The following is a 25,617-nucleotide window of genomic DNA, read 5'->3' as shown; positions in this document are numbered from 1 at the left end:
CGGCCTACTCCGCAGCTTGCGGCATTACATGCGGACGACCACGACCGGTGACGGCGACGGGCAAGGGCCTGTCCTCGTTGATATCCGTGAACCGAGCGGCGGCACCGTCGTAAACGAGCACCTCCCCGGTCTCGATGTCGAAAAACCAGCCATGCAGGGTAATGTCGTTGGTCGCCAGCTTGGCCGCGACCGAAGGATGCGTGCGCAGATGGTCAAGCTGGACAACAACGTTTTCCATGGCTATGGCGCGGACCCTTTGGCGCTCGGGCAGATCGCCAGGATAGGCTTCGCAAACGATCGAATGGGCAGCATGGCTGTGTTTCAGCCACGCAGCAACATTCGGCATCGGCTTCAGGAGATCGGGATAGCAAAGCCCCTTCATAGCGCCGCAATCGGAATGCCCGCACACGATGATATCGCGAACGCCCAGCGCGACGACGGCATATTCTATCGCCGATGATACGCCGCCGTTAGCGGTGGAAAACGGAGGAACGATATTTCCGGCATTGCGGCAAACGAAAAGTTCGCCGGGGCCGGATTGCGTGATCGTTTCAGGCATCACCCGGCTGTCGGCGCAGGAAATCATCAGCGCTTGTGGTTGCTGTCCCTCCTCCGCCAGCCTGCGATAAAGTGCCTGATGGTCGGGAAATACGGCTCCGCGAAAGCTGGAGATACCCTTGAGCAAATCACCCATTGTCGAGTCCTTGTGATGGGCCGGACGGCAGGCAGGGGGCGTACCCATGCCCGGCGGGTTGGAATGCGCGATCATTTCGCAAGTGCGAGATAGGAACGGGTGACCGGAAGAGAATAGCGGAAATGAATTTAGTCGAATCTAATTTATAAAATTCTTGTGAGTGAACTGTGAGATGGTTTGAATCGACCTGGGACCCATATTGTGCGCCCGCGCCGGAACGAAGCGATCTCGTTCCAACAGCGTCAATCGAGGCGGCAGTCACGCTCCTTACCGATGCGGAATGCTTCGGTTGCCGCATCGCTTCTGCCCTATTCCAAGTTTGCCCATCGGTCAGCGCACGCAAAAAGGCAGCGGCACGGCCGCAAATTGATGCTTTCCACCGTTACCATCCTTGCCGTATCCGTTGAGCAACCAGGCGCTGACGAGAGGACATGGCAATGACGAAGCCCTTCTATTGGAACGAACTCAATACCCATGATTTCGCCGAGCTTTCGCCAGACACCACGATCGCGATCCTGCCAATCGCCTCAACGGAACAGCATGGGCCGCATCTGCCGATCGCGACGGATGTCGCGATCGCTGAAGGCATGCTGGCGGAATTGAAGGTGCAGCGTCCGGACGATCTCGATTTTCTCGTGCTGCCGCTACAGGAGATCGGCAAGGCCAACGAACATGTCTACGGTCCCGGCACGCTGTCGCTCCCCGCAGAGCTGCTGATCCCGGTCTGGACCGCCATCGGCGCGAAAGTGGCCGAGGCTGGCATCCGCAAGATGGTGATCGTCAATTCCCACGGCGGAAACGTCGACATCATGAGCATCGTCGCGCGCGAACTGCGCGTGCGCTACCAGATGGCCGTCGTCGCCACGCAATGGACCCGCTTCGGCACACCCGACGGCATGATCGACGACCATGAACAGCGCTACGGCATCCATGGCGGCGATCTCGAAACGTCGCTCATGCTGCATTTCCGGCCCGAACTCGTGCGCATGGACAAGGCTCAGAATTTCGCTTCCAAGGCCGAATGGATGAAGGAGCGCTCCAAATATCTGCAGCCATTGCCGCCCCATTCGCTCGCCTGGATCGCCCACGATCTCAATCCGAACGGCGTCGTCGGCAATGCCGCCAACGGCACGGCGGAAAAGGGCGCGCTCATCTGCCGGCATGAGATCGCTGGCTTCATCGAGATGCTGCGTGATCTCCGCGATTACCCGCTTGCCAACCTCTATTCGAAATAGGCGTCCGAGCGGCGACGTTCGGAGGGTAGCATGATATGCCCCTTCGCCTGCAGCTCCTCGACCATCCCCGCAAGCTCGGCAAGCAGGTATTCGACAAAGAGGCTAGTCGCAGCGTCGAGTGGCGCTCGTGCACGGGCGACGAGCTTCATTGGTTGATGCCGCGAATGAGGCTCGGCGATCGGCCGGAAGACCAGCTCTCCCCGGCGACATTCGGTCAGCACATCAAGAGGGTTGAGCAGTGTCAGCCCTGCCCCGCATTTTACCAGCTGCTTCAGCATTTCCGACGCATTGCTCTCCAGCACAGGTTCGACCTGTACGGAAAGACGCGAAAGCATCAGATTGATGACCTCTCGCAGGCTCGTCCCGGGCTGCGCAAGCAATAGCCGCTCCTCCACGACATCGGCGAGATTGATGGGACCAGGCCCGATCAGCGGATGACCGGGCGGCAGGACGACGCCGATCGGTATATCGAAATTGGCAAGGGAGCGAATGCCAGGCATTGCCGGAATGTTGAAGCCAAGCCCGAGATCCACTTCTCCTGAGACGACCGGCGCCATCGTCGTCGATCCGGCATCGTTGCGCAGCTGGACGAAGACCCTTGGATGCTCGGAAAGAAAACGCGCGATGATCTCGGGTAGCGGACCTGAGGCCAGGCCGACAGTGGCGACGATGCGAACCTTGCCCGCCTGCTGCATCTTGAGACTGCGAATGCGGCCCTCAAGCCGCTCGTAATTCTTCAGAACCTCGCGAATGTGCTCGATACAGAGCTCGCCGGCCGCCGTCAGTCTGAGCCCGCGAGGCAGCCGTTCGAAAAGCGGTGCCCCCATTTCCTCTTCCAGCGCCAGGATCTGCCGGTTGATGGCCGACGAGGCCACATTGAGCCGTGCCGCCGCCTTGCGGATCGAGCCACAGCGGGCGATTTCATTGATATAGAGAAGCCGTCGCGAGTGCAGCATATTTGTCCCCATTGCTTAATTTTTGCCCAGACCGCACAATTTAGGCACAGACCCGGGAACAGATGCCGAAAAGGCATCAATGCGCACGAATTTTGATGCTTTTCAAAGAGCAAAGCAACCGCTCAAATGCAGGAAATGGGCGCCAACCACGACGTCCCATGGCAGATAAGGGGAACAGTCAGCCATGTATAAAGCCTTGAAGACGAAAACATTCTTTGCCGCCATGGGGCTTGCCGCCGCGATTATGGCCGCCGAGCCTGCAAATGCGCTCGACAAAGTCAGCTACGGCACGAACTGGCTTGCGCAAGCCGAGCACGGCGGTTTCTACCAGGCGGTGGCCGACGGCACCTACAAGAAATACGGCCTTGATGTCACGATCGTCCAGGGCGGCCCCAACGCGGCCAATTCGGCCCTACTGATCTCCGGCAAGCTGGATTTCTACATGGGCGGCCCGCAGCAGGAGATCGATGCGGTCAAACAGGGCATTCCGATCGTTGACGTCGCCGCCATCTTCCAGAAGGATCCGCAGGTCCTCATCGCCCATCCGGATGCCGGCGTGGAAAAATTCGAGGATCTGGCCAAGCTGCCGACGTTGTTTCTGAGCAAGGACGGCTACATTACCTATTTCGAGTGGATGAAGGCCAATTTCCAGGGCTTCAAGGACGAACAGTTCAAGCCTTACAACTTCAGCCCGGCACCCTTCCTCGCCGATAAGCAGTCCGCGCAACAGGGTTACGTCACCTCCGAGCCCTACGAGATCGAGAAGCAGGCCGGCTGGAAGCCGAAGGTCTTCCTGATCGCCGATGCCGGCTACTCGCCCTATTCGACGATGATCACCGCGCAGAAGGCGCTGGTCGACAAGAACCCCGATCTCGTGCAACGTTTCGTCAATGCCTCGATCGAGGGCTGGTACAATTATCTCTACGGCGACAACAAGGCGGCCAACGAGCTGATCAAGAAAGACAATCCCGATATGACGGATGGTCAGATCGCTTATTCCATCGCCAAGATGAAGGAATATGGCATCGTCGAATCCGGCGAGGCCCTCGAAAAGGGCATCGGCTGCATCACTGAGGCCCACTACAAGAAGTTCTTCGACGAGATGGTCCAGATCAAGCTCTTCGATGCCGACATCGACTACAAGAAGGCCTTCGATACGCAGTTCGTCTGCAAGGGCATCGGGATGTCGCTGAAGAAGTAATATTGGCGCGAGGCAGCCCCTTACCCCGCTTGCGGGGCGAGGGAGCGACCGAGCAAGAAGCGCCACCACTGAACCGCGAAAGCAGCAACTGCCGTCGCAGGCTGTTGCGATTGTAATGAGTGCCACGAACACGATCGTCCCCTCTCCCCGCAAGCGGGGAGAGGCTAGGGTGAGGGGCGCTTCTTGCTCTAAACCCAATTGCTGATTTCGACAGAGAACCGGATATGAGCTTATCCAAAGCAACCACCGTCCCCTCCGGGGAAATGCGCAAGCGGCCGCTCGTCGTCATGGAACAGGTCTCCAAGGTCTTCTCCAACGGCACGCTGGCGCTATCGGGCATGTCGCTCAATGTCGAAAGCGGCGAGTTCATCAGCCTGCTCGGCCCTTCCGGTTGCGGCAAGTCGACGGCCTTGCGCATCATCGCAGGCCTTGGTGGTGCCTCCAGTGGCAGGATCGATTGGCCGAGTTCACGTATCAACGCCAAGGGCCTGCCGGAAGGCGATATCAGCTTTGTCTTCCAGGAGCCGACGCTGCTTCCTTGGAAGACGGTGCTCGGCAACGTCCATCTGCCCTTGAAGCTCAGGGGTATTTCGAAAGCGGCCGCTCACGACCAGATCATGGAAACGCTGGCAACGGTCGGCCTCCAGGATTTTGCGCAAGCCTATCCGCGCGAATTGTCCGGCGGCATGAAGATGCGCGTTTCGATCGCCCGCGCCTTGGTGACGAAGCCGAAGCTGCTGTTGATGGACGAGCCCTTTGCGGCACTCGACGAAATTACCCGACAGAAACTGAACGACGATGTTCTCAACCTTTGGCAGAAGACCGGCATTACAGTCATCTTCGTCACGCATTCGGTCTATGAGTCTGCCTATCTCTCCAATCGTATCGTCGTCATGAAGGCACGACCGGGCCGCGTTCATAGCGATTTTCCGCTGAGAACCAGCGGCGAGCGCGATCCGCTTTATCGTTCGTCGGAAGAATATCGGCAGGTGTGCGAAAAAGTGTCCCGTTCCCTGATCGAGGCCATCGGCTGGCCGGAGGCCCATTGATGAGCGACAGCACCAGCCTGCCCGCCACTCTTTCCGTTGAATCGGCCGATGCGCCAGCGGCAGATGCAGCCAGAAAGCGCGGTATCGAACGCTCGCTTGGCATCTTCGTGCCGATCCTGACCGTCCTTGCGCTTCTTATCCTCTGGCAGCTTCTGGTCGTCGGCACCGGCGTTCCGCAATATATTTTGCCAAGCCCCATCGCCGTCGCCAAGGCGCTCGTTTCCGACTGGGGCATCCTTTGGCCGGCTCTGTGGGTGACGACCAAGATTACCTTCATATCCCTCATGCTGGCGCTGATCGGCGGCGTCGGCTTTGCGATCTTCCTCGTGCAGTCCCGCTGGATCGAACTCGCCTTTTATCCGCTGGCCGTCATTTTGCAGGTGACGCCGATCGTCGCGATCGCGCCGCTGATCCTGATCTATGCACCGACGCGCGAGGCCGCACTTCTGATCTGCGGCTTCCTCGTCGCCTTCTTTCCGATCCTCTCCAACATGGTGCAGGGATTGAAGAGCGTCGACCATAACCTGCTCAACCTCTTCGATCTCTATGGCGCCTCGCGCTGGCAGGCCTTGCTGCATCTGAAGCTGCCCGCCGCCCAGCCCTATTTCATGACGGGCCTGAGGATCGGCGGTGGCCTGTCGCTGATCGCATCGGTCGTTGCCGAATTCGCTGCTGGTTCGGGCGGCCCCAACTCCGGTCTCGCCTTTCGGCTACTGGAGGCGCAATACCGCCAGAACATGCCGCGTCTCTTTGCAGCACTCCTGCTACTATCGGCGCTCGGCGTTGCAATCTTCGCCCTCACCTCCTTCATCTCATGGCTGAGCCTGCATCGCTGGCATGAGAGCAGCCTCAAGCGGGAGAACTGATGTCACACGCCTTCATGTCGCCGCCGAACGCCGCCCGCTTCGTGCTGAGCAATGCCACCGTCCCAGCCGTGACGCTTTCCGGTTCCAAGACGCCTGCCAACGAGGGTCTCGTCAAGGCCGATATCGTCGTCACCGACGGTCTCGTCAGCGGTATTCTGGCGCCTGGCACCGCGCCAGTCGAATATGCCAAAGTCGATATGAAGGAAGGTATGGTCTGGCCGACTTTCGCCGACATGCACACCCATCTCGATAAGGGCCATATATGGGGGCGGCGCTCTAACCCGGACGGCAGTTTCATGGGTGCGCTCGATGCCGTGCGTGCCGACCGCGAGGCCAACTGGTCGGCCGAGGACGTGCGCAGGCGCATGGAATTCTCGCTGCGCTCGGCTTACGCGCATGGTACCGGCCTGATCCGCACCCATCTGGATTCGCTGGCGCCGCAGCACCGCATTTCCTTCGAGGTTTTCACCTCGGTCCGCGAGTCCTGGAAGAGCAAGATCGCGCTGCAGGCTGTCGCTCTCTTTCCGCTCGACAACATGGTCGATGATGCCTTTTTCGCCGACCTGCTTCGCGTCGTGCGCGAGGCAGGCGGGTTGATGGGCGGTGTCACCCAGATGAACCCCGATCTCGATGCTCAGCTTGACAAGTTGTTGCGCGCCGCCGCCGACAACGGCCTCGATGTCGACCTGCATGTCGATGAAACTGAAGACAAGCAGGTGCTGACGCTGCAGGCGATTGCCGAAGCCGTGTTGCGAAATGGCTACCAGGGCAAGGTCACCGCCGGCCATTGCTGCTCGCTTGCCCGGCAGGATGAAGATGTCGCGCGCGCCACCATCGATCTCGTTGCCAAGGCCGGGATCTCCATCGTTTCGCTGCCAATGTGCAACATGTACCTGCAGGACCGCCATGCCGGCCGCACACCACGCTGGCGCGGCGTCACGCTTCTGCACGAGCTTGCCGCCGCCGGTGTTCCCACGGCCGTCGCCTCCGACAACACCCGCGACCCCTTCTATGCCTATGGCGATCTCGATCCGGTGGAAGTGTTCCGGGAAGCCGTGCGCATCCTGCATCTCGACCATCCGCTGGATACGGCTGCAAGGGTCATCACCACCTCGCCCGCAGAGATACTTGGCCGCCCGGATATCGGGCGGATCGCCGTCGGCAGCCCGGCCGACCTCGTGCTTTTCAGCGCGCGGCGCTGGAGCGAATTCCTCTCTCGTCCGCAGTCCGATCGCGTCGTCCTTCGCAAGGGCAAGGTGATTGATCGCAGCCTGCCGGATTACCGTGAACTCGACAGCGTCATTGGAGCCTGACATGCCGGATTATCAGCGCATCAAGAAAGAACTCGAAGGTATTGCCGTCGAAGACAATCCGGCGCTCGTACGCCAGAAAAGCCGTGACTTCTACTGGTATTCGCCGATCTTGAAGGCGCAGCTCGACAATGTCACGGCCGATCTCGTCGTCACCCCGAAAACCGAGGAGGAGGTGATCCGGACGCTCAAGGTCGCCTATGCGCATGACGTCCCCGTCACGCCGCGCGGCGCCGGCACCGGCAATTACGGCCAGGCCATGCCGCTTTCCGGCGGCATCGTGCTCAACCTTGCCGCCATGAACAGGATCAAGGAGATCCATCCCGGTCGCGTCATCTGCGAGCCCGGCATCGTCATTGCCGAGCTCGACCGGCAGACCAAGGCCCATTCGGGCCAAGAACTGCGCTTTCACCCCTCGACCGCGCAGATGGCGACCATCGGCGGCTTCATCGCCGGCGGTTCGGGCGGCGTCGGTTCGATCACCTGGGGCGGTCTGCGCGATCTCGGCAACATCCTGCGGCTGCGCGTCGTGACGATGGAAGCCGAACCCCGCACGCTCGATCTCACCGGCTGGGATCTGACCAAGGTCAGCCATGCCTACGGCACCAACGGCATCATCACCGAAATCGAAATGCCGCTGGCGCCGGCCTATGATTGGATCGACGTGCTGGTCGGCTATGACGACTTCATGGATGCCGTGCGTTTTTCCGACGCGCTTGCCAAGTGCAACGGCATTCTGGTCAAGGAGATCGCTCCGATTGCCGCTCCCATCCCGCAAGATTATTTTACCCGCCATAAGTCCTACATCCGTCAAGGGCAATCGATCGTGGCGCTGATGATTGCGCCGCATTCGATGGATCCTTTCGTCGCCTTCTCCATGCAGCAGAAGGGTGAAATCACCTTCCGCTCCGACAAGGTCGAGAGCATGAAAGGCATTCCGCATGCCTATGAGCTTGCCTGGAACCACACCACATTGCGCGCCCTGAAGGTCGATCCGTCGATCACCTATCTGCAGGTGCAGTATCCCGGGCCGGATCATGTCGCCAAGGTCCAGAAGATGGTGGAAATCTTCGGCGACGAGGTGCCCGGCCACCTCGAATTCATCAGGTTCGACGGTCAGATCCAATGTTCGGGCCTGCCGCTGGTTCGCTATACGTCTGAGGCTCGGCTTGAAGAGATCATTAGGATTCACCAGGATCACGGCTGCCCGATCTTCAACCCGCATCGCTATACGCTGGAGGAAGGCGGCATGAAGCAGACGGATGCGGTCCAGCTTGCCTTCAAGAAGGAGACCGACCCGAAGGGCCTGCTCAATCCCGGTAAGATGATCGCCTGGGACGACCCGAATTTCGACTTCAAATCCGGCAAGAACTATCTCTTCCCCGGCCTTGCGGCGCTGATGGAGGCTTCATGAAGGTTCTGGTCCTTCATTCCCATCCAGTCGAGGAAAGCTACGGTGCAGCCCTGCACCGGAAAACCATCGAAAGCCTCAAGAGCGCCGGTCACGAGGTGGACAATTGCAATCTTTACGCGGAAGGCTTCGATCCCGTGCTGTCGCGTCGCGACCGCATGATCTACCATGATTATCCGGACAATACCGAGGCGGTCAAATCCTATGTCGAGCGGCTGGCGCGCGCCGAGGCTTTGGTGATCGTCACCCCGGTCTGGAATTTCGGCTTTCCGGCTATTCTCAAAGGCTATTTCGACCGGGTCTGGCTTCCGGGCGTCTCCTTCGAACTCGTCGACGGCAAGGTGCGCTCAAAGCTGCAGCATATCCGCAAGCTCGGCGCGATCTTGACCTATGGCGCCGATCCGTTTCGCGCCTTCGTCGCCGGCAATCCGCCGAAGAAGATCGTCAAGCGCGTGCTGCGCGCTCAGATCAAACCCTTCGCTCCGGTCGTCTTCCTTGCTCACTACGACATGAACCGCTCGACCGACATGTCCCGTAGCCGATTTCTGACGAAGGTCGGTCAAGAGATGGAACGGTTCTAGAGCATTTCCGTTTTTCGTCGGATCGCGAACGTGCAAGCACTTCTGTCGGGACTAGCGGTCAGGTTCGCGGACACCCAGGACCAGGAAATACGGCGTTCGATATCGGATTCCCAAGCCATCGGCATTCGTATTCACTCCCGGACGGGAGGCAGATAGCGATTTCAACCGACGCCGCTTTAGCTGCTGACTGAGCGGCAACCTGCCGCGAAACTTCGCAAACGGCCAGATGCCACGACGATTGGGTCGATCGAAGATCTGCGTCGGCCAAGCGAAGGGAACATTTCCCCATTGCTGCTGTTAGATCATTCCAGATGATAGGTGGCTGTAAGGAGGTCAACATGGCACCGCCACGTAAACCAAACCCGTTGTCTCGCGAAGAAGACTATCGCGATTACGAGGATCGGGAAATTCGAGATGGCTGGCCCTATTCGGATGTCGATGGCAATCCGTTGGAAAGCCATCCCGACAATACTCCCTACGGCGACACACCGGCCAATTTCGACGAAGATCCGAGTACAGGATTCACCGTAGATACCGCCGACGCGTCAGGTCGCGAGGAGAGGGTGGATACGGCCGTTCCCTTGCCAGCCAGCAGAATTGACGACGATGAGTTAGAGGCACAGATCACCGAGCTGCTGGAAGAAAGCGGCAAAGTCGTTACCGACAACATCGAAGTGCATTGCGTCGACGGGATTATCACGCTGGAGGGGCGCGTCGAGACGATTTCGTTGGCGCGCAATCTCGAGGAGATCGTTCTGACGGTTCCGGGTGTCGTGGGCGTACATAACAACCTCGAAACGCTCGGCGTCGATTCTCATATGCCCGATGAGGAATAGCGAGTTGGAGTCGGACGGCAACGATGGCGGGGCGGCCGACGTCCGTTCGTCAGATGTCATGCCAGATTCATCGTTGCCAGCGCCACGATGACGTAACGTCCGAGTTTGGCAACCGTCACCAGCAGCAGGAAGGTTGGCAACGGCTCGCGCAGAACGCCGGCGACCACCGTTATCGGGTCTCCGACGATGGGCACCCAGCTCGCAAGCAGAGACCATTTTCCATATTTTCGATACCATGCCTGCGCACGATCGAGGGTATCCTCACCAACAGGGAACCAACGGCGCTGTCGAAATCGTTCGATCCCCCTTCCCAGCATCCAATTGACGAGCGAACCCAGAATATTGCCGACGCCGGCGGTAACCACCAGCCAGACCGCGGAGTATCTTCCGGTCAGAAGCAGGCCAGCAAGCACCGCCTCCGATTGCATCGGCAGGATCGTTGCGGCACCGAAGGCTGCCATGAACAATCCGAAATAAGCCAATAGGTCGGTCATGCCGCCGGAGGTATTTCGCATTGGTGTTGAGTTCGTCGGTCGGCCACCGATAATTGCCGAGCGATGTCAAGACACGGCTTGCCACCCCCGATCATGCCGGTGACGCTATTCGCATGGTCTTCAGAGCGCTTGAGCCGCTTGACCGCCTTTGGATGGGTAGCGCGAGTGTGTTCCGTCATGACGCTCTGTATCCCCGCAAGAGAGCATGATTGTCAACGTCGGTCTGGTCGCGTACTTGACTACGCGCGAAGGGGTTCGAATTGGGGTTTGGTAGGCCGAGAATGGCGGGCCACCCGTTCAACCACCGCAAGAGCCCAAAGGATTTGGACCGCACCTCGAACGCATGACGGCACTAGAGTTGAGAGGTTTGATCGACCGTTTCTGGGATCCTGCGGGCCTACGGATCACTTTGCGAATTCCGCTGCCCAGCTCTAAAGGGTTAGACTGTAGTATCGCCTTCTCAGCGTCTCGCTTCAGATGAATGAACCTGAGACGGTTGCTCAAACGGTCAGATGCCTGCGGGCGTCGGCTGTATCCAGCGTTTCAGCCAGACCTTCATGCACGATCTCGCCGCGATCCATGATGTAAACGTAGTCGGCAAGTTCCCGGCAGAAATCGAGATATTGCTCGACCAGCAGGATCGCCATGCCGGTGGAGTCTCTGAGATAGCGAATCGCCCGGCCGATATCCTTGATGATCGACGGCTGGATGCCCTCGGTCGGCTCGTCCAGGACGAGAATCTTCGGCCGTGTCACCATCGCCCGGCCGATCGCCAGTTGTTGCTGCTGTCCGCCCGAGAGGTCGCCGCCACGGCGCGACAGCATGGATTTAAGCACGGGAAACAGGCTGTAAATGTCATCCGGAATATTGCGGTCACGGCGGGAGAGCGGCGCATAGCCCGTTTCGAGATTTTCCTTCACGGTCAAAAGCGGAAAGATCTCGCGTCCCTGCGGCACGTAGCCAATCCCCTGCTTGGCGCGCGCGAACGGCGCCATGCCGTTCAGCGTCACGCCGTTGAAGGCAACGGTGCCGGCCGACAAGGCATGCTGCCCGGTGACGGCGCGCAGGAGCGAACTCTTGCCGACGCCATTACGTCCGAGGACACAGGTGATCTTGCCCATCTCGGCCTTGATGGAGATGCCGCGCAGCGCCTGAGCGGCGCCATAATGCAGATTTGCGTTTTCGACTGTCAGCATCTCACCGCCCCAGATAATTCTCGATCACCTTCGGATCGCTGCTGACGAAATCGATGGAGCCTTCCGCCAGAACCGACCCTTCCGCGAGGCATGTCACCTTGACGCCGAGATCGCGGATGAAGCCCATGTCATGCTCGACCACCACGACCGAACGCGTCTTGGCGATTTCCTTCAAGAGCACGGCGGTTTCCGCCGTCTCGGCATCCGTCATACCCGCCACCGGTTCATCGACAAGAAGCAGCTTTGGTTCCTGCGCGAGCAGCATGCCGATCTCCAGCCACTGCTTCTGGCCGTGGGAAAGATTGGCCGCCAGCTCGTCGCGCCGATGCGACAACCGCACCGTCTCGAGGATTTCTTCGATACGATCGCGATCGATAGGCGTCAGGCGATAGAAGAGCGTCGAAAAGACACCGCGATTGCGGTTGAGCGCCAGTTCGAGATTGTCCCAGACGGTATGGCTTTCAAACACGGTCGGCTTCTGAAACTTGCGACCGATACCGAGCTGGGCGATGTCAGCCTCGTCCTTCTTCGTCAGGTCGATCTGGCCATTGAAGAATACCTCGCCCTCGTCGGGCCGGGTCTTGCCGGTGATGATATCCATCATCGTCGTCTTGCCGGCACCGTTCGGGCCGATGATGGCGCGAAGCTCGCCCGGCTCGATGACGATCGATAGCGAGTTCAAAGCCTTGAAACCATCGAAGGAGACGGAGACGTTGTTGAGGTAGAGCATGCTGTTGGGTTTGATATCCGGGATCATGGTCCTACTCCGCAGCCTGCACGGACTTTTGGGCTTCATCCTTCGCGGCCTTCGGCGGCGGGCTTGCCGGTCGGCGTGTCTTGCCAAAATAGTGCGCGATGGTGCCAACGATGCCCCTCGGCAGGAACAACGTCACGGCCACGAACAGGCCGCCAAGCGCAAACAGCCAGAAGTCGGGGAATAGGCCGGTGAAAACAGTCTTGCCGCCATTGACGAGGATGGCGCCGATAATCGGTCCGATCAGGGTAGCCCTGCCGCCGACTGCCGTCCAGATGACGACTTCGATCGAATTGGCAGGCGCAAATTCTCCTGGATTGATGATGCCGATCTGCGGCACGTAGAGCGCGCCGGCAATACCAGCCATCATGGCCGATACGACGAAGACGAAGAGCTTCATATGCTCGACACGATAGCCGAGAAAGCGCGTACGGCTTTCGGCGTCGCGCACGCCCACAAGCACTTTGCCGAACTTCGAACGCACGATCGCCGAAGACAGCATCAATGCCAGTGCCAGGAACACGGCTGTGACGGCAAAAAGCACGGCGCGGGTGCCATCGGCCTGGATGTTGAAACCGAGAATATCCTTGAAATCGGTCAGGCCGTTATTGCCGCCGAAACCCATGTCGTTGCGGAAAAAGGCGAGCAGCAGCGCATAGGTCATCGCCTGCGTGATGATCGACAGGTAGACGCCGTTGACGCGCGACCGGAAGGCAAACCAGCCGAAGACGAAGGCAAGCAGACCGGGTGCTGCGAGAACCATCAGCATGGCGAACCAGAACTGATCGAAGCCGTACCAGAACCACGGCAGGTCCTTCCAGTTCAGGAAGACCATGAAGTCGGGCAGGATCGGATTGCCGTAGGTGCCGCGCGAACCGATCTGGCGCATCAGATACATGCCCATCGCATAGCCGCCCAGCGCAAAGAAGGCGCCGTGGCCGAGCGAGAGAATACCGCAATAGCCCCAAACCAGATCGAGCGCGAGGGCGAGCAGCGCATAGGTCAGGTACTTGCCGAAGAGTGACATCAGATAGGTCGGCACATGCAGTGCGCTCGTTTCCGGCAGAGCCAAGTTCGACAGCGGCACGAGCACCGCCACGGCAAGCAGGATCGCAATGGCGATGCTGATCCGGCGGTCGAGCGAGCGAAGGATAAAGGCCGTGATCATGCTTCCACCGCCCTTCCCTTGAGCGCGAAGAGGCCGCGCGGACGTTTCTGGATGAAGAGGATGATGAGGACGAGAACGAGGATTTTGCCGAGCACCGCCCCCACATAGGGCTCGAGGAACTTGTTGAGGATGCCGAGCGAGAAGGCACCGACGAGCGTTCCCCAGAGATTGCCGACGCCGCCGAACACCACGACCATGAAGCTGTCGATAATATAGCCCTGGCCGAGGTTCGGCGAGACGTTGTCGATCTGCGAGAGTGCCACACCCGCCATGCCGGCGATGCCGGACCCCAGCGCAAAGGTGAAGGCATCGACCCATGAGGTGCGGATCCCCATCGAAGACGCCATGCGCCGGTTCTGCGTCACCGCCCGCATCTGCAGCCCGAAGGCCGAACGCTTAAGGAGAAGCAGCAGCGCCACGAAAACGCCGAGTGAAAAGACGATGATCCAGAGCCGGTTCCAGGTGACCGAGAGATAGCCGAGGTCGAACGAACCGGACATCCAGGAGGGGTTGCCGACTTCCTGATTGGTCGGCCCAAAGATCGAGCGCACTGCCTGCTGCAAGATCAGCGAAATGCCCCAGGTAGCGAGCAGCGTTTCAAGCGGCCGGCCATAGAGGAAGCGGATGACGCCGCGCTCGATGACGAGACCGACGGCGCCGGTGACGACGAAGGCGACCGGAAGGGCGATCGCGAGCGACCAATCGAAGAGTTCGGGATAGGAGGTGCGGATAATGCTTTGAACCACAAAAGTCGAATAAGCGCCGAGCATCACCATCTCACCATGCGCCATGTTGATGATGCCCATGACACCGAAGGTAATCGCAAGGCCGATGGCGGCCAGCAGCAGCACGGAGCCGAGCGACAGGCCGTACCAGACGTTCTGCACCGCGTCCCAGAACTTCAATTGATCCTGGATGCCGGCAATGGCGGCAGCCACGTCGGGCTTCAGGCTATCGTCGACGGAAACCGATGAGAGAATGCCGATGGCATCGCGGCCGCCTTCGTTCTTGATCGTCTCGATCGCCGCCTTTTTATCTTCGATCGGACGGTCCGAGCCAAGCACGGCAACCGCTTTTGCTCGTTCAAGCACACCACGAACGTCCGCGTCCTTCTCGCTCTGCAGTGCCGTCTCGACGGCGTCAAGCGAATCAGCACTCGGTGCCTTCAGAATGGATTGCGCCGCCTCTAGCCGCGTCGCGCGATCCGGGCTCATCAGCGTCAGACCGCCGAGAGCCGCGCGAACCGCACGGCGCAGATTGTTGTTGATCTTGATCTTGCCGAGATTGTCCTTGGCTTCCTGACCGGCCGCCTGCCCGGTCAAAGGATCCACCAGATCCATCATGTCGCCGGAGGATTTGGCGATAAACACCTGGTTGTCAGATTTTCTTATATAAAGATCACCGTCGGAAAAGGCCTGCAATGCCGGCACGACCTTGGGATCGCCCGACTTCGCAAGGCTTTGGACGATATCGCCGGCCTTCTGGAAATTGGCCTGGCCGAGGGAATTGATGAGGCCGTGGGCGTCTTCCTGGGCGCGCAGGCTTGTCGCCGTCAGCGCCAGCATCAGGCAGAACCCGGCGATCAGCGCCAGGGCGATACGGTAAACGAATTTGTCGAACATTGCGCTAGTCCCCTCAAGCTGCCGCGGCCAGAAAATCCTGCCCGCGGCGGTCTTGCGTCGGCTGAAATCAGGAGCCCTTGCCGCCGCACTTGCCGGTGGTGACGTTGAAGTTGCCGCAATTCATCGGCATACGCCAATCCGAGATCAGGTCCTTGCTGTCAGGCAGGTAGTCGGACCATTCCTTGCCGACCACGGCGGGGGTCTGCGAAACGACGTCGAACTGACCGTTTTCCTGCACTTCGCCGATCAGGACCGGCTTAGTGATATAGTGGTTCGGCATCATGGTGGCGGTACCGCCGGTGAGGTTCGGCACCGAGACGCCGACGAGCGCGTCGATCACCTTGTCCGGATCGGTCGTGCCGGCCTTCTCGACAGCCTTCACCCACATGTTGAAGCCGATATAGGCGGCTTCCATCGGGTCGTTGGTCACACGCTTGTCGTTCTTGGTATAGGCATGCCATTCCTTGATGAAGGCGGCGTTGGCGGGCGTGTCGACGGACTGGAAGTAGTTCCAGGCGGCAAGATGGCCGACAAGCGGCTTGGTGTCGACGCCGGCAAGCTCTTCTTCGCCGACCGAGAAGGCGACGACCGGAATATCTTCAGCCTTGACGCCCTGGTTGCCCAGTTCCTTGTAGAAGGGAACGTTGGCATCGCCGTTGATGGTGGAGACGACGGCGGTCTTCTTGCCGGCCGCGCCGAAAGCCTTGATCTTGGAGACTTCCGTCTGCCAGTCCGAGAAGCCGAACGGCGTATAGTTGATGATGATGTCTTCGTCCTTGACGCCCTTGGACTTCAGATAGGCTTCGAGGATCTTGTTGGTCGTGCGCGGATAGACATAGTCGGTGCCTTCAAGCACCCAGCGCTGTACGCCTTCGTTCTTCATCAGGTAGTCGACGGCAGGAATTGCCTGCTGGTTCGGGGCAGCCCCGGTGTAGAAGACGTTACGCTCGGACTCCTCACCTTCGAACTGCACCGGATAGAACAGGATCGAATTCAGTTCCTTGAAGACCGGCAGCACCGACTTGCGCGACACGGAGGTCCAGCAGCCGAATACGGCCGAGACCTTGTCCTTCTGGATCAGCTCGCGAGCCTTTTCGGCAAAGAGCGGCCAGTCGGAGGCCGGGTCGACGACGACGGGCTCGAGCTTCTTGCCGAGAACGCCGCCCTTCTTGTTCTGCTCATCGATGAGCATCAGCATGGCATCCTTCAGCGTCGTTTCCGAAATCGCCATGGTGCCGGATAGCGAATGCAGGACGCCGACCTTGATGGTGTCGTCGGCTGCGAAAGCGCCGTGGAATGCTGTGGTGGACATGATGGCGCCGAGCAGCGCGCCGGAGACGAGAGTCTTGAATTTCATCCGTGGTTCCCCTCTTTTTGTCTGCCGCAACGGCCGGTAAACAAGGATTAGCCGCTGCCTTCCGCGACTATCCGGCGCGCCCTCAGGAAACCACATACGTAAAATGACGTAGACGCCGGGGCGAAATGTGCAGCTTTGGGCACTCCGACGCCCTTAAGCACGGCATCGATCCATGTTACGACGTCTTCGGACCGCCAGGATGACGATGGCGGGACTGCTAAAGGGTAAGCATGGCTGCGCGGCAACGCATCATTCCGGTAAGGCGCGAATACAATCGCTGGGTCGCAAACCAGACGCTGGAAGACTACGCCTTGCGTTTCACCGCCAAGAGCGCCCGCCAGTTTTCTTCGCAACGCATCTCGCAAACCGCGATCGGCGCCATTTCCTTCCTGGCGCTGGAGGCGATCGGCGGCACGATCACGCTCTCCTACGGCACCACCAACGCCTTCTATGCCATCATCGTCGCAAGCCTCGCCATGCTCGCAGTCGGCCTGCCGATCAGCCGATATGCGATCCGTCATGGCGTCGATATCGATCTTCTGACGCGCGGCGCGAGCTTCGGCTATATCGGCTCGACCATCACCTCGCTGATCTATGCCAGCTTCACCTTCATGCTGTTTGCGATCGAAGCCTCGATCATGTCCGGCGCGCTGGAGCTGACGCTCGGCATACCCGTTTGGATCGGCTACATCATCAGCGCCGTCATGGTGATCCCGCTCGTCACCCATGGTGTCCGTCTTATCAGCCGGTTTCAGCTGCTGACGCAGCCCTTCTGGATCGTTCTCAACATCCTGCCCTTCGTCTTCATCGCCTTTGCCGACTGGGAAAAATTCGACCTCTGGCGGGCCTTTGCCGGCATTCACCATCCCGCAAGCGCGCCGGGCAGCGCCGCTCCTTTCGATCTGGTGGAGTTCGGCGCCGCTTCCGCCGTCATCCTGGCGCTGATGTCGCAGATCGGCGAACAGGCCGACTTCCTGCGCTTCCTGCCGCCGGAAGGTCACCGCAAATGGCGCCATCGCCTGGCCATCTTCCTCGCTGGACCCGGATGGGTCATTATCGGGGCGCCGAAGCTGCTCGCCGGCTCCTTCCTTGTCGTCCTGACGCTGACGTCAGGCGTGCCGGCCGACCGCGCTGCCGATCCGGCACAGATGTATCTGACCGCCTTCGGCTACATGATCCCCTGGCACAACGCGGCATTGCTGTTGATGGCCGCCTTCGTGATGATCTCGCAGCTGAAGATCAACGTCATGAACGCCTATGCCGGCTCGCTTGCCTGGTCAAACTTCTTTTCGCGGCTGACGCACAGCCATCCAGGCCGCGTTATCTGGCTGGTCTTCAATGTCGCCATCGCACTCTTATTGATGGAGCTCGGCATCTACCGGCTGCTGGAGGAGACGCTTGGCATCTTCTCGATCATCGCCATGGCCTGGCTCTGCACCGTCTCCGCCGATCTCTTCATCAACAAGCCGCTCGGGCTTGCACCTCCCGGCATCGAGTTCAAACGCGCGCATCTCTACGACATCAATCCGGTCGGCCTCGGCGCCATGGCGCTTTCGGCAACCATCGCTCTCATCGCGCATTTCGGCGCCTTCGGTTCGATTGCCGCCTCGCTTGCGCCCTATATCACCCTGATCGTCGCGCTTATCGCGTCACCTGCTATCGCCTGGATCACCAAGGGCAAATATTATCTCGCCCGCAAGCCGCGGCAGAGCTGGAAGAACCTGACCACCATCACCTGCTCCGTCTGCGAGCACCCGTTCGAGCCGGAGGACATGGCCTGGTGTCCGGCCTATGCCGCGCCGATCTGCTCGCTCTGCTGTTCGCTCGACAGCCGCTGCCACGACATGTGCAAGCCGAAGGCTCGGCTCAACACACAGGTCGCCACCGTCGCAAAAACCTTGCTGCCGGAAAGCATCGTCGCAAGGCTCGCAACGCGCCTCGGCCGCTATGGAATTGCCGTTGTCTTGGCGCTGACCGCCATGGGCGCTATTCTTGCAATGATCGCGCATCAGGTCGGCGCAGCCTCTCCCGAGACCGCTGCCGTGGTCGACCGCACCATCCTCATCGTCTTCTTCGTCTTTGCCGTCATCGCCGGCGTCGCGTGCTGGTTCTATGTGCTTGCCCATGACAGCCGCGTGGTCGCCGAAGAGGAATCCTCGCGCCAGAACACGCTGCTTTTGAAGGAAATTGCCGCGCACAAGAAAACGGATGCTGCCCTGCAGGGTGCCAAGGAGGCGGCAGAGGCGGCAAACCGCGCCAAGAGCCGCTATGTCGTGGGCCTCAGCCACGAATTGCGCACGCCGCTCAACGCCGTGCTCGGCTACGCGCAAATCCTGGAGCGCGATGAGACCATTCCGGCACCCAGGCAATCCTCGCTGAAGGTCATCCGCCGCAGCGCCGAACATCTTTCCGGCCTGATCGACGGGCTGCTGGACATTTCGAAGATCGAGGCCGGCCGCTTGCAGGTCTATTCCAACGAGATCAATATCCACGATTTCCTCGATCAGATCGTCGACATGTTCCATCCGCAGGCGCAGGCCAAGGGGCTGACTTTCGTCCACGAGCGCGCCGCAGCCCTGCCCGATTATGTCCGCACCGACGAGAAGCGATTGCGCCAGATCCTCGTCAACCTGCTCTCCAACGCCATCAAGTTCACCGATGCCGGAACCGTTCGCTTCGAGGTGGGCTACAGAAACCAGGTCGCAACCTTCACCGTTTCCGACACCGGCCGCGGCATCGCGGCAAAGGACATCGCACGTATCTATGAACCCTTCCAGCGCGGCGAGGCGGACAGCGTACGGCCGATGCCCGGCCTTGGCCTGGGGCTGACGATCACGCAGCTGCTGACGAATACGCTCGGCGGCGAGATTTCCGTCACCAGTGAGAAGGACGTGGGCTCGACCTTCAGGGTACGCCTGATGCTGTCGGCCGTAATCCGTCCGATGAAGCCGCCGGCGCAGGAGCAGCGTATCGTCGGCTACGAAGGTCCACGCCGCACCATTGTCGTCGTCGACGACAATGAGGATCATCGCGAACTGATGCGCGAGATACTGTCGCCACTCGATTTCATCGTGCTCACCGCCGCCGGCGGCCCGGACTGCCTGACCTTGATCGAGGGCATCAAGCCGGATCTGTTCCTGGTCGATATCTCCATGCCCGGCATGAACGGATGGCAGCTCGTCTCACGGCTCAGGGAAAACGACCAGACGGCACCGATCCTGATGCTGTCGGCCAATATCGGTGACGCTGCTGCGGCGACCGACAGCGACGACAGCCATAACGACGCCATCTCCAAACCGGTCGACATCCGCCAGCTTCGCGACAAGCTCGCGCTGCATCTCGGGCTGAAATGGATCTATGCCGATGCTTCTATCCCGACCGCGCCGAAGCCGCCACCGCCCCTGAAGAGCCCTGGGATCGAGCATGTCCGCGAATTGCTGCGGCTCGGCGAGATCGGTTATGTCAGGGGAATCGAAGCAAAGCTTGCGGATCTTGCGAAACTTGAAGAAAACAGACCCTTCATCGATGCCCTGCGCGCCCATGTCCAGGCTTTCGATCTCGACGGTTTCCTGAAGGTGCTGCGCAGATTCGACACTGAAAAGGTAGAACAGATTGGCTGAGCCTGCCCTTCCCCGCGATATAGTCCTGCTGGTGGACGATTCACCGGAGGCGCTCGGTTTTCTGACTGACGCGCTCGAGCAATCCGGCTTTTCCGTGCTGATCGCCACCTCGGGACCGGCGGCGCTCAACATCGTCGAGCGCATCACACCCGATCTCATCCTGCTCGATGCCGTCATGCCTGTCATGGATGGTTTCGAAACTTGCCGCCGGCTGAAAGCCAATGCCGGCATCGCCCAGATTCCGGTCGTCTTCATGACCGGGCTCACCGAAACCGAGCATGTGGTGCACGCACTGGAATCCGGCGGCGTCGATTATCTCACCAAGCCGATCAATATCGACGAACTGCGCGCCCGCATCCGGGTCCACCTGCGCAATGCCCGCTCGGCTCAAAGCGCCAGGGTGGCGCTCGATGCCGCGGGCCGCCATCTCCTGGCGGTCAAGGGCAATGGCGCCATCCATTGGTCGACGCCCCAGGCAACCCGCCTGATCAATGCTGCCACGGGCAGCGACGACGGCCTTGAGCTCGCCTCGAAACATATCGCCGCCTTCATGCTGGAACGCGAGCGGCTCGGCCCTGCTCGCGACAATCTTCTTTCGATGAACAATGGCGGCCAGGCGGCGCTGCAATTCACCTTTCTCGGCGCCATCGGCGCCGACGAATACCTCTTTCGCCTGACGGCCACCAGCCAGCGTGCCGACGACGAAGCCCTGCGCCGGCATTTTGCGCTGACGCAGCGCGAATCCGAAGTATTGCTGTGGCTCGCCAAGGGCAAATCCAACCGCGATATTGGCGAAATCCTCGGCCTTTCAGCCCGCACCGTGAACAAGCATCTTGAGCAGATCTATGTAAAGCTCGGCGTCGAAAACCGGGCATCAGCAGCTGTCAGGGCCGCCCACGTCCTGCATGAAGCTTAAGCCGCGGCCAGTTTTTCATTCCTCGCTCAAAAAACGCTGGAGCGAGTTTGCAAGGTCGACCGGATTTTCTTCCGCGACATGGTGACCGCTTTCGATACCGTGGCCGGTGACATTCACCGCCCATAAGCGCCAGATTTCCCTCGGATCGCCGAAGAAGTATTCCAGATCGTCTTTCGTCGACCAAAGGCAAAGCAACGGGCATGCGATCCGTTTACCGGCAAGGCGGTCCTGCAGTTCATCTTCCCGATCAACGGTCAATCCTGCCCGATAATCCTCAATCATCCCATGGACGACCGCGGGATCGTGGATCGCCGTCAGCAGATCGTCATAGGCCTCTTTCCCCATGAAATCAGGGTGAATGCGGCTGTACCAAGCCCGAGGGTCGGCATTGATGGCCTGCTCGGGCTTTTCCGGCTGCGCGAAGAAGAACCAATGATACCAGTCACGCGCAAAGCGCCAATCCATCCGTTCGAGATGCTCGATGATCGGAATGCTGTCGATCACGGCGACCTTGGTGACGATCTCGGGATGATCGAGGGCAAGGCGGAATGCCACGTAGCTGCCGCGGTCATGGCCCGCCACGGCAAAAGTCCGATGACCTAAAGCCTGCATCAGCGCTACACAGTCCAGCGCCTTCGCCCGTTTCGAAGAATAACGGCTATCCTCGCTGTCAACGGGCTGGAAAGACTTCCCAAATCCCCTGAGGTCAGGGCAAACAATCGTGAAGTGAGGAGACAAGAGGTCTGCGACATGGCCCCAAGTCATATGCGTTCGCGGATGGCCGTGCAGCAATAGCAATGGCGGCCCGTTGCCGCCGTGGCGAACGCGTAAAAGGCCGGGACCGACGTCGATATAATCCAGTGTCATTCCGCTGAACAAATCCCGCCTCCCTCGAATATTCGCTCCTTGCTCCTTACGTTTGCGGCTTCGGATTGTTCCAACTTTACCCGTCACGCCGATTTTCCGCAGAAAACTCCGATTCGGTCGAACGGCGACCTTTCATATCAAGGCGAGACTCGCACAATTAATTCTACTTTAATTTGTCAATAGAAGTAGACACATCACGACCTCAGCTTTCTGCTTACCTTTTGAAAATTGGGCGATGGTCGCAGACCGCGTGCATAGACGATAACCATGCACGACGTGAAGCTGCACGTTTCGACAACGCCGGCCAGGCTTCCAGCCACGCTAAAGTTCAGTGCGCACGCGCCACAATTCCGGGAAGAGTTCCACCTCCAGCATCCGCTTCAGATACGAGGTCCCGGCTGTTCCGCCTGTGCCGCGCTTGAAACCGATCACGCGCTCGACCGTGGTAACATGGTTGAAGCGCCAGCGCCGGAAATAGTCTTCGAAGTCGACCAGCTTCTCGCCAACTTCATAGGCTTCCCAGTATCGCGACGGATCGCGATAGACCGTCACCCAAACGGCCATGACACCCTCGTCGAATTGCCATGCCTGGCGCAAGTCCCGCTTCAGCACCTCCTGCGGCACGGGTAGGCCGGTACGCGCCAGCCGGCGCAACACTTCATCATAGAGCGAGGGACGCGCAAGTTCAGCTTCCAGCATCTCCAGAATATCAGGCCGATGTTCGTGCGGCTTCAACATTGCGAGATTCCGGTTTCCGGCCGCATATTCGATCAACCGGTATTGCCATGACTGGAAGCCGGAAGACTGGCCGAGATCATCGCGGAAGCGCGTATATTCCGATGGCGTCATGGTCCTCAAGACATCCCATGCGGAATTCAGCTGCTCGAAAATCCGAGCCACACGCGATAGCATTTTCAACGCTTCCTGCGTTTGATCGGCCGCGATCATCCTCCTGGCTGCCTGGATCTCGTATAGCGCAAGTTTCATCCACAATTCGGACGTCTGATGCTGGATGATGAAGAGCATCTCGTCATGCGCCGATGACAGTGGGAGCTGTGCCGTCAGAATCCGATCGATCTGCAAATAGTCGCCGTAGGACATGCGCTGCCGGAAATCCATCTCGGCGCCATCTTTCGAAGGATCATAGGTCATTCTGGCTTTCCTCCTCCCGGACATGAAATTCGGGAGGACCTCCCGATATGAAGCGAAGCGTCGTCGCCGATGCCATTGTACAATTTTGTTCGTGAATCGGCAGGCGCGACGTTGCTTCTAGCATATGCGCGGCGAACACCGTGCAGGTTTTGCGAGGTGTTTGAGGTTACCCTTGCTCGCAGTCTGAACTCGGGCTCGTACCCGCCCGGCAGCCAACCGTCAGACTTTGCAAATCCATGCGACAAGGGCGCCTGCTGTCGCAGACGCCATCATGCCTTCGAACTGCAGTGCCTTTCAGAGCCGGTTCAGGCGATATCGCCGGTGCTCGGCTTTAGGTTGCGCGACGGTTTGGTCATGAGGCTACCAGTCCGTCGAGCTGCAATCACCAGCGATAGTAGCGGTGATGGCGATGGTGGTGACGATGCTTGTACCAACCGTGATGATGGCCGCGCCAGTAGTGGCTCCGGTAGCTGCGGTGCGATTTCCAGTGGTGATGCCGGTGATGTCGCGGCCCGTGCCAGTGGCGACGATGATGATAACGGACCGTTTGAACAGATGATTGGACCTCTGGCTTCGTCATGTTCATCATCGGTGCAGCCGACGCAGCACCGGCACCGATCATCAGGCCGACAGCCAGAAATGCAGCAAGCAGATTGTTAAAGATTTTCATAGCGAACCTCCATCAGTGCCATCATCCTGAAGCCAGGCGGCTGAACGGAGCATGAATGCCTGCAGCTCCCGCGTTCATCAGAAGGAACAGGTAACGCGGCTGGATTACGGAGAGAGTTCTTCGAGCGTCCGGCCTTTGGTTTCCACGGCGAATACGGCGGTGACAAGTGCGCCGAGCAGCAAAATTGCAGCGAATACCATGAATACGTACTGGATGCCCATCGACGAGAGCAGGAAACCCGTCACGATCGGGCCTGCCGAGGATCCCAGGCGAAGCCACGCACTTCCGGCACCCGTCCCGATTGCCCGCAGGCGCGTCGGATAGATCTCTGCGGAGTAAAGATACAGTGAGAAGGTAACCGTTTGGACGATGGCATAGGCAAGACCTGCCAGCACCAATACTTGCATGGCGGATGTCGCTCCGAGCCATGCGAGGATGGCAAGCGGGATGGGAGCGATGAGCAATGCTCCCGTATACCAGCGCTTGCGGCCTACCCTATCGATGAGCAGCGCGCAGATAACCGCTGCAACAACGCCACCCACCGATGTCGCGAACCCATAGAATATGCTGGTTTCAAGCGGCAGGTTGAAGGTCTGACGATAAAGGGTGGGCAACCAGGTAATTGTGCCGTTGGCGACCAGATAGGCGCTGAACCACATGGCCCAGATGGATAGCGTGCGCTTGAGATAGATGCCTTGGAAAAGTTCCCGCCAGTCGGATTGCTTGCGCACAGGCACTGCGGCATGTTTCGGCTCGGGAAGCGTCTTGCCTGCGGCCCGGGCGCTGTCTTCGAGCTTGGTGACGATGCGATTGGCTTCCTCGTAACGCCCGTTGGCAACGAGCCAGCGGGGTGACTCGGTGAGGAACCAGCGCAGCGGGATCATCAATACAGCCGGGATCAGGCCAACGACGAACATGGCCTTCCAACCATAGAGCGGCACCATGAAATAGCCGATCAGGCCCGCACCGACGAGGCCGAGCAGGAACATCACTTCGTAGAGAAGAAAGAAACGCCCGCGGCCTTTCGAGCCGATCAGCTCATTGATGTAGGCGCTGGCGACCGGAACTTCGCCGCCGGTGCCAACACCCTGAACGAAGCGAAACGCCATCATCGTCGCCGCGCCGGCTGCAAAGAGACAGGCGATGTCCATGCTGACGAAAAGCAGGATAGTGAAGAGAAGAACCTTCAATCGACCGATCTTTTCGGCTAGCCAGCCGAACAGGACGGCGCCAATCAGTTGCCCCAGATATCCCATCGACAGGATCATGCCCGTCTGGCCGGGTGTCAGGCCCCATTCGTGCACGAGTACCGGCATGGCGTAGGCAATGGCGATAACGGTGTAACCGTCGAAGAATGTCGCGGCGCCGACGATATTGCGAGCCCAGAACACTTCTCGGGTGACGGGCAACCGCTCCAACCGCGCACTTATGTCGGCTTGCGGATCGATGACATGCGCAACCGGCGCCGTCATTCGCTGTTCGATATTCATTTCATCCTCCCTCTGCCCGGTCTCCGGCTCCCCGACCTGGCATTGACCTACGTATTGAACATCTTGCCTCGGCTGCCGCTCATCCTGCAGGCGGCGATCCGAAGCTGCGGTCCTTTATGGGCGAAGCAACTTTCCGGCGCATCACAACCGCCGCCTTTAGAGAGCGTCGCTC

23 protein-coding genes are annotated in these 25,617 nt (G+C 59.6%); 10 read left to right on the top strand and 13 right to left on the bottom strand.

Features of this window, described 5'->3' with window-relative positions; all coding sequences use genetic code 11:
• Positions 1-4: 4 nt before the first annotated feature.
• Entirely contained in the window at positions 5-694 is a 690-nt protein-coding gene (locus FHT85_RS07745; protein ID WP_112337756.1) for a carbonic anhydrase, read from the bottom strand.
• Positions 695-1,131: 437 nt separating this feature from the next.
• Between FHT85_RS07745 and FHT85_RS07740 the strand changes: the two genes are divergently transcribed.
• Complete coding sequence (locus FHT85_RS07740; protein ID WP_112412613.1) at positions 1,132-1,929, top strand: creatininase family protein; 798 nt, start codon at positions 1,132-1,134, stop codon at positions 1,927-1,929.
• Here the strand turns inward: FHT85_RS07740 and FHT85_RS07735 are convergent.
• Positions 1,917-2,885, bottom strand: coding sequence for a LysR substrate-binding domain-containing protein (locus tag FHT85_RS07735; RefSeq protein WP_112412612.1), 969 nt, complete (start codon positions 2,883-2,885; stop codon positions 1,917-1,919). The genes FHT85_RS07740 and FHT85_RS07735 overlap by 13 nt on opposite strands.
• Before the next feature lie 184 nt (positions 2,886-3,069).
• Between FHT85_RS07735 and FHT85_RS07730 the strand changes: the two genes are divergently transcribed.
• The 7 genes from FHT85_RS07730 to FHT85_RS07700 all read left to right on the top strand — a co-directional run bounded on the left by FHT85_RS07730 (position 3,070) and on the right by FHT85_RS07700 (position 10,139).
• Positions 3,070-4,086 (top strand): ABC transporter substrate-binding protein, encoded by a 1,017-nt coding sequence (locus tag FHT85_RS07730; protein WP_112399943.1) that lies wholly within the window; start codon positions 3,070-3,072, stop codon positions 4,084-4,086.
• A gap of 224 nt (positions 4,087-4,310) precedes the next feature.
• A complete protein-coding gene (locus FHT85_RS07725; RefSeq protein WP_112412503.1) occupies positions 4,311-5,135 on the top strand; it encodes an ABC transporter ATP-binding protein in 825 nt (274 codons plus the stop codon).
• Positions 5,132-6,001, top strand: coding sequence for an ABC transporter permease (locus FHT85_RS07720; protein WP_405048015.1), 870 nt, complete (start codon positions 5,132-5,134; stop codon positions 5,999-6,001). The genes FHT85_RS07725 and FHT85_RS07720 overlap by 4 nt, the downstream gene beginning before the upstream one ends.
• Positions 6,001-7,314: a cytosine deaminase gene (locus tag FHT85_RS07715; protein WP_112412501.1), complete on the top strand. Its 1,314-nt coding sequence runs from the start codon at positions 6,001-6,003 to the stop codon at positions 7,312-7,314. Before FHT85_RS07720 ends, FHT85_RS07715 begins: the two co-directional genes overlap by 1 nt.
• 1 nt (position 7,315) lies before the next feature.
• Positions 7,316-8,725: an FAD-binding oxidoreductase gene (locus FHT85_RS07710; RefSeq protein ID WP_112412500.1), complete on the top strand. Its 1,410-nt coding sequence runs from the start codon at positions 7,316-7,318 to the stop codon at positions 8,723-8,725.
• A complete protein-coding gene (locus FHT85_RS07705; RefSeq protein ID WP_112412499.1) occupies positions 8,722-9,303 on the top strand; it encodes an NAD(P)H-dependent oxidoreductase in 582 nt (193 codons plus the stop codon). Before FHT85_RS07710 ends, FHT85_RS07705 begins: the two co-directional genes overlap by 4 nt.
• Before the next feature lie 338 nt (positions 9,304-9,641).
• A complete protein-coding gene (locus FHT85_RS07700; RefSeq protein WP_112412498.1) occupies positions 9,642-10,139 on the top strand; it encodes a BON domain-containing protein in 498 nt (165 codons plus the stop codon).
• A gap of 56 nt (positions 10,140-10,195) precedes the next feature.
• On the opposite strand, the gene FHT85_RS07695 is transcribed toward FHT85_RS07700, so the two are convergent.
• The 7 genes from FHT85_RS07695 to urtA form a co-directional block, all read right to left on the bottom strand.
• Positions 10,196-10,633 carry a YqaA family protein gene (locus FHT85_RS07695; RefSeq protein ID WP_112412497.1) on the bottom strand — a complete coding sequence of 146 codons (438 nt, stop codon included), beginning with the start codon at positions 10,631-10,633 and terminating at the stop codon, positions 10,196-10,198.
• Positions 10,630-10,812 (bottom strand): metal-sensing transcriptional repressor, encoded by a 183-nt coding sequence (locus FHT85_RS07690; RefSeq protein ID WP_112337766.1) that lies wholly within the window; start codon positions 10,810-10,812, stop codon positions 10,630-10,632. The genes FHT85_RS07695 and FHT85_RS07690 overlap by 4 nt, the downstream gene beginning before the upstream one ends.
• A 321-nt stretch (positions 10,813-11,133) precedes the next feature.
• Positions 11,134-11,829 (bottom strand): urea ABC transporter ATP-binding subunit UrtE, encoded by a 696-nt coding sequence (gene urtE / locus FHT85_RS07685; RefSeq protein WP_112412496.1) that lies wholly within the window; start codon positions 11,827-11,829, stop codon positions 11,134-11,136.
• A 1-nt stretch (position 11,830) separates the two neighbouring features.
• Positions 11,831-12,586, bottom strand: coding sequence for an urea ABC transporter ATP-binding protein UrtD (gene urtD / locus FHT85_RS07680; protein WP_112337768.1), 756 nt, complete (start codon positions 12,584-12,586; stop codon positions 11,831-11,833).
• A 4-nt stretch (positions 12,587-12,590) separates the two neighbouring features.
• Positions 12,591-13,751 carry an urea ABC transporter permease subunit UrtC gene (gene urtC / locus FHT85_RS07675; protein ID WP_112337769.1) on the bottom strand — a complete coding sequence of 387 codons (1,161 nt, stop codon included), beginning with the start codon at positions 13,749-13,751 and terminating at the stop codon, positions 12,591-12,593.
• Entirely contained in the window at positions 13,748-15,373 is a 1,626-nt protein-coding gene (gene urtB / locus FHT85_RS07670) for an urea ABC transporter permease subunit UrtB (protein ID WP_112412495.1), read from the bottom strand. The genes urtC and urtB overlap by 4 nt, the downstream gene beginning before the upstream one ends.
• A 67-nt stretch (positions 15,374-15,440) precedes the next feature.
• The gene (gene urtA, locus FHT85_RS07665) at positions 15,441-16,730 is read right to left on the bottom strand and encodes an urea ABC transporter substrate-binding protein (protein ID WP_112337771.1); all 1,290 of its coding nucleotides are present in this window, start codon (positions 16,728-16,730) and stop codon (positions 15,441-15,443) included.
• A gap of 230 nt (positions 16,731-16,960) precedes the next feature.
• On the opposite strand from urtA, the gene FHT85_RS07660 reads away from it, so the two are divergent.
• Both FHT85_RS07660 and FHT85_RS07655 read left to right on the top strand, forming a co-directional pair.
• Positions 16,961-20,350 (top strand): ATP-binding protein, encoded by a 3,390-nt coding sequence (locus tag FHT85_RS07660; RefSeq protein WP_112412494.1) that lies wholly within the window; start codon positions 16,961-16,963, stop codon positions 20,348-20,350.
• Entirely contained in the window at positions 20,343-21,266 is a 924-nt protein-coding gene (locus FHT85_RS07655) for a response regulator transcription factor (protein WP_015343271.1), read from the top strand. Before FHT85_RS07660 ends, FHT85_RS07655 begins: the two co-directional genes overlap by 8 nt.
• 15 nt (positions 21,267-21,281) lie before the next feature.
• On the opposite strand, the gene FHT85_RS07650 is transcribed toward FHT85_RS07655, so the two are convergent.
• From FHT85_RS07650 to FHT85_RS07635, 4 genes are all read right to left on the bottom strand, one after another.
• Positions 21,282-22,145: an alpha/beta fold hydrolase gene (locus FHT85_RS07650; protein ID WP_112399933.1), complete on the bottom strand. Its 864-nt coding sequence runs from the start codon at positions 22,143-22,145 to the stop codon at positions 21,282-21,284.
• 309 nt (positions 22,146-22,454) lie between these two features.
• Positions 22,455-23,285 (bottom strand): tryptophan 2,3-dioxygenase, encoded by an 831-nt coding sequence (kynA, locus tag FHT85_RS07645; protein ID WP_112337774.1) that lies wholly within the window; start codon positions 23,283-23,285, stop codon positions 22,455-22,457.
• Positions 23,286-23,667: 382 nt separating this feature from the next.
• On the bottom strand, positions 23,668-23,955 hold the full coding sequence (locus FHT85_RS07640) for a hypothetical protein (protein ID WP_112399932.1): 288 nt from the start codon (positions 23,953-23,955) through the stop codon (positions 23,668-23,670).
• 104 nt (positions 23,956-24,059) lie between these two features.
• Positions 24,060-25,445, bottom strand: coding sequence for an MFS transporter (locus FHT85_RS07635; RefSeq protein WP_112412493.1), 1,386 nt, complete (start codon positions 25,443-25,445; stop codon positions 24,060-24,062).
• Positions 25,446-25,617: the final 172 nt, after the last annotated feature.

The sequence above is a fragment of the Rhizobium sp. BK312 genome (genome assembly GCF_014193605.1).
GTDB lineage: Bacteria > Pseudomonadota > Alphaproteobacteria > Rhizobiales > Rhizobiaceae > Rhizobium.
The sequence above is the reverse complement of the archived record's forward strand: the minus strand, read 5'-3'. Positions and strand labels throughout refer to the sequence as shown.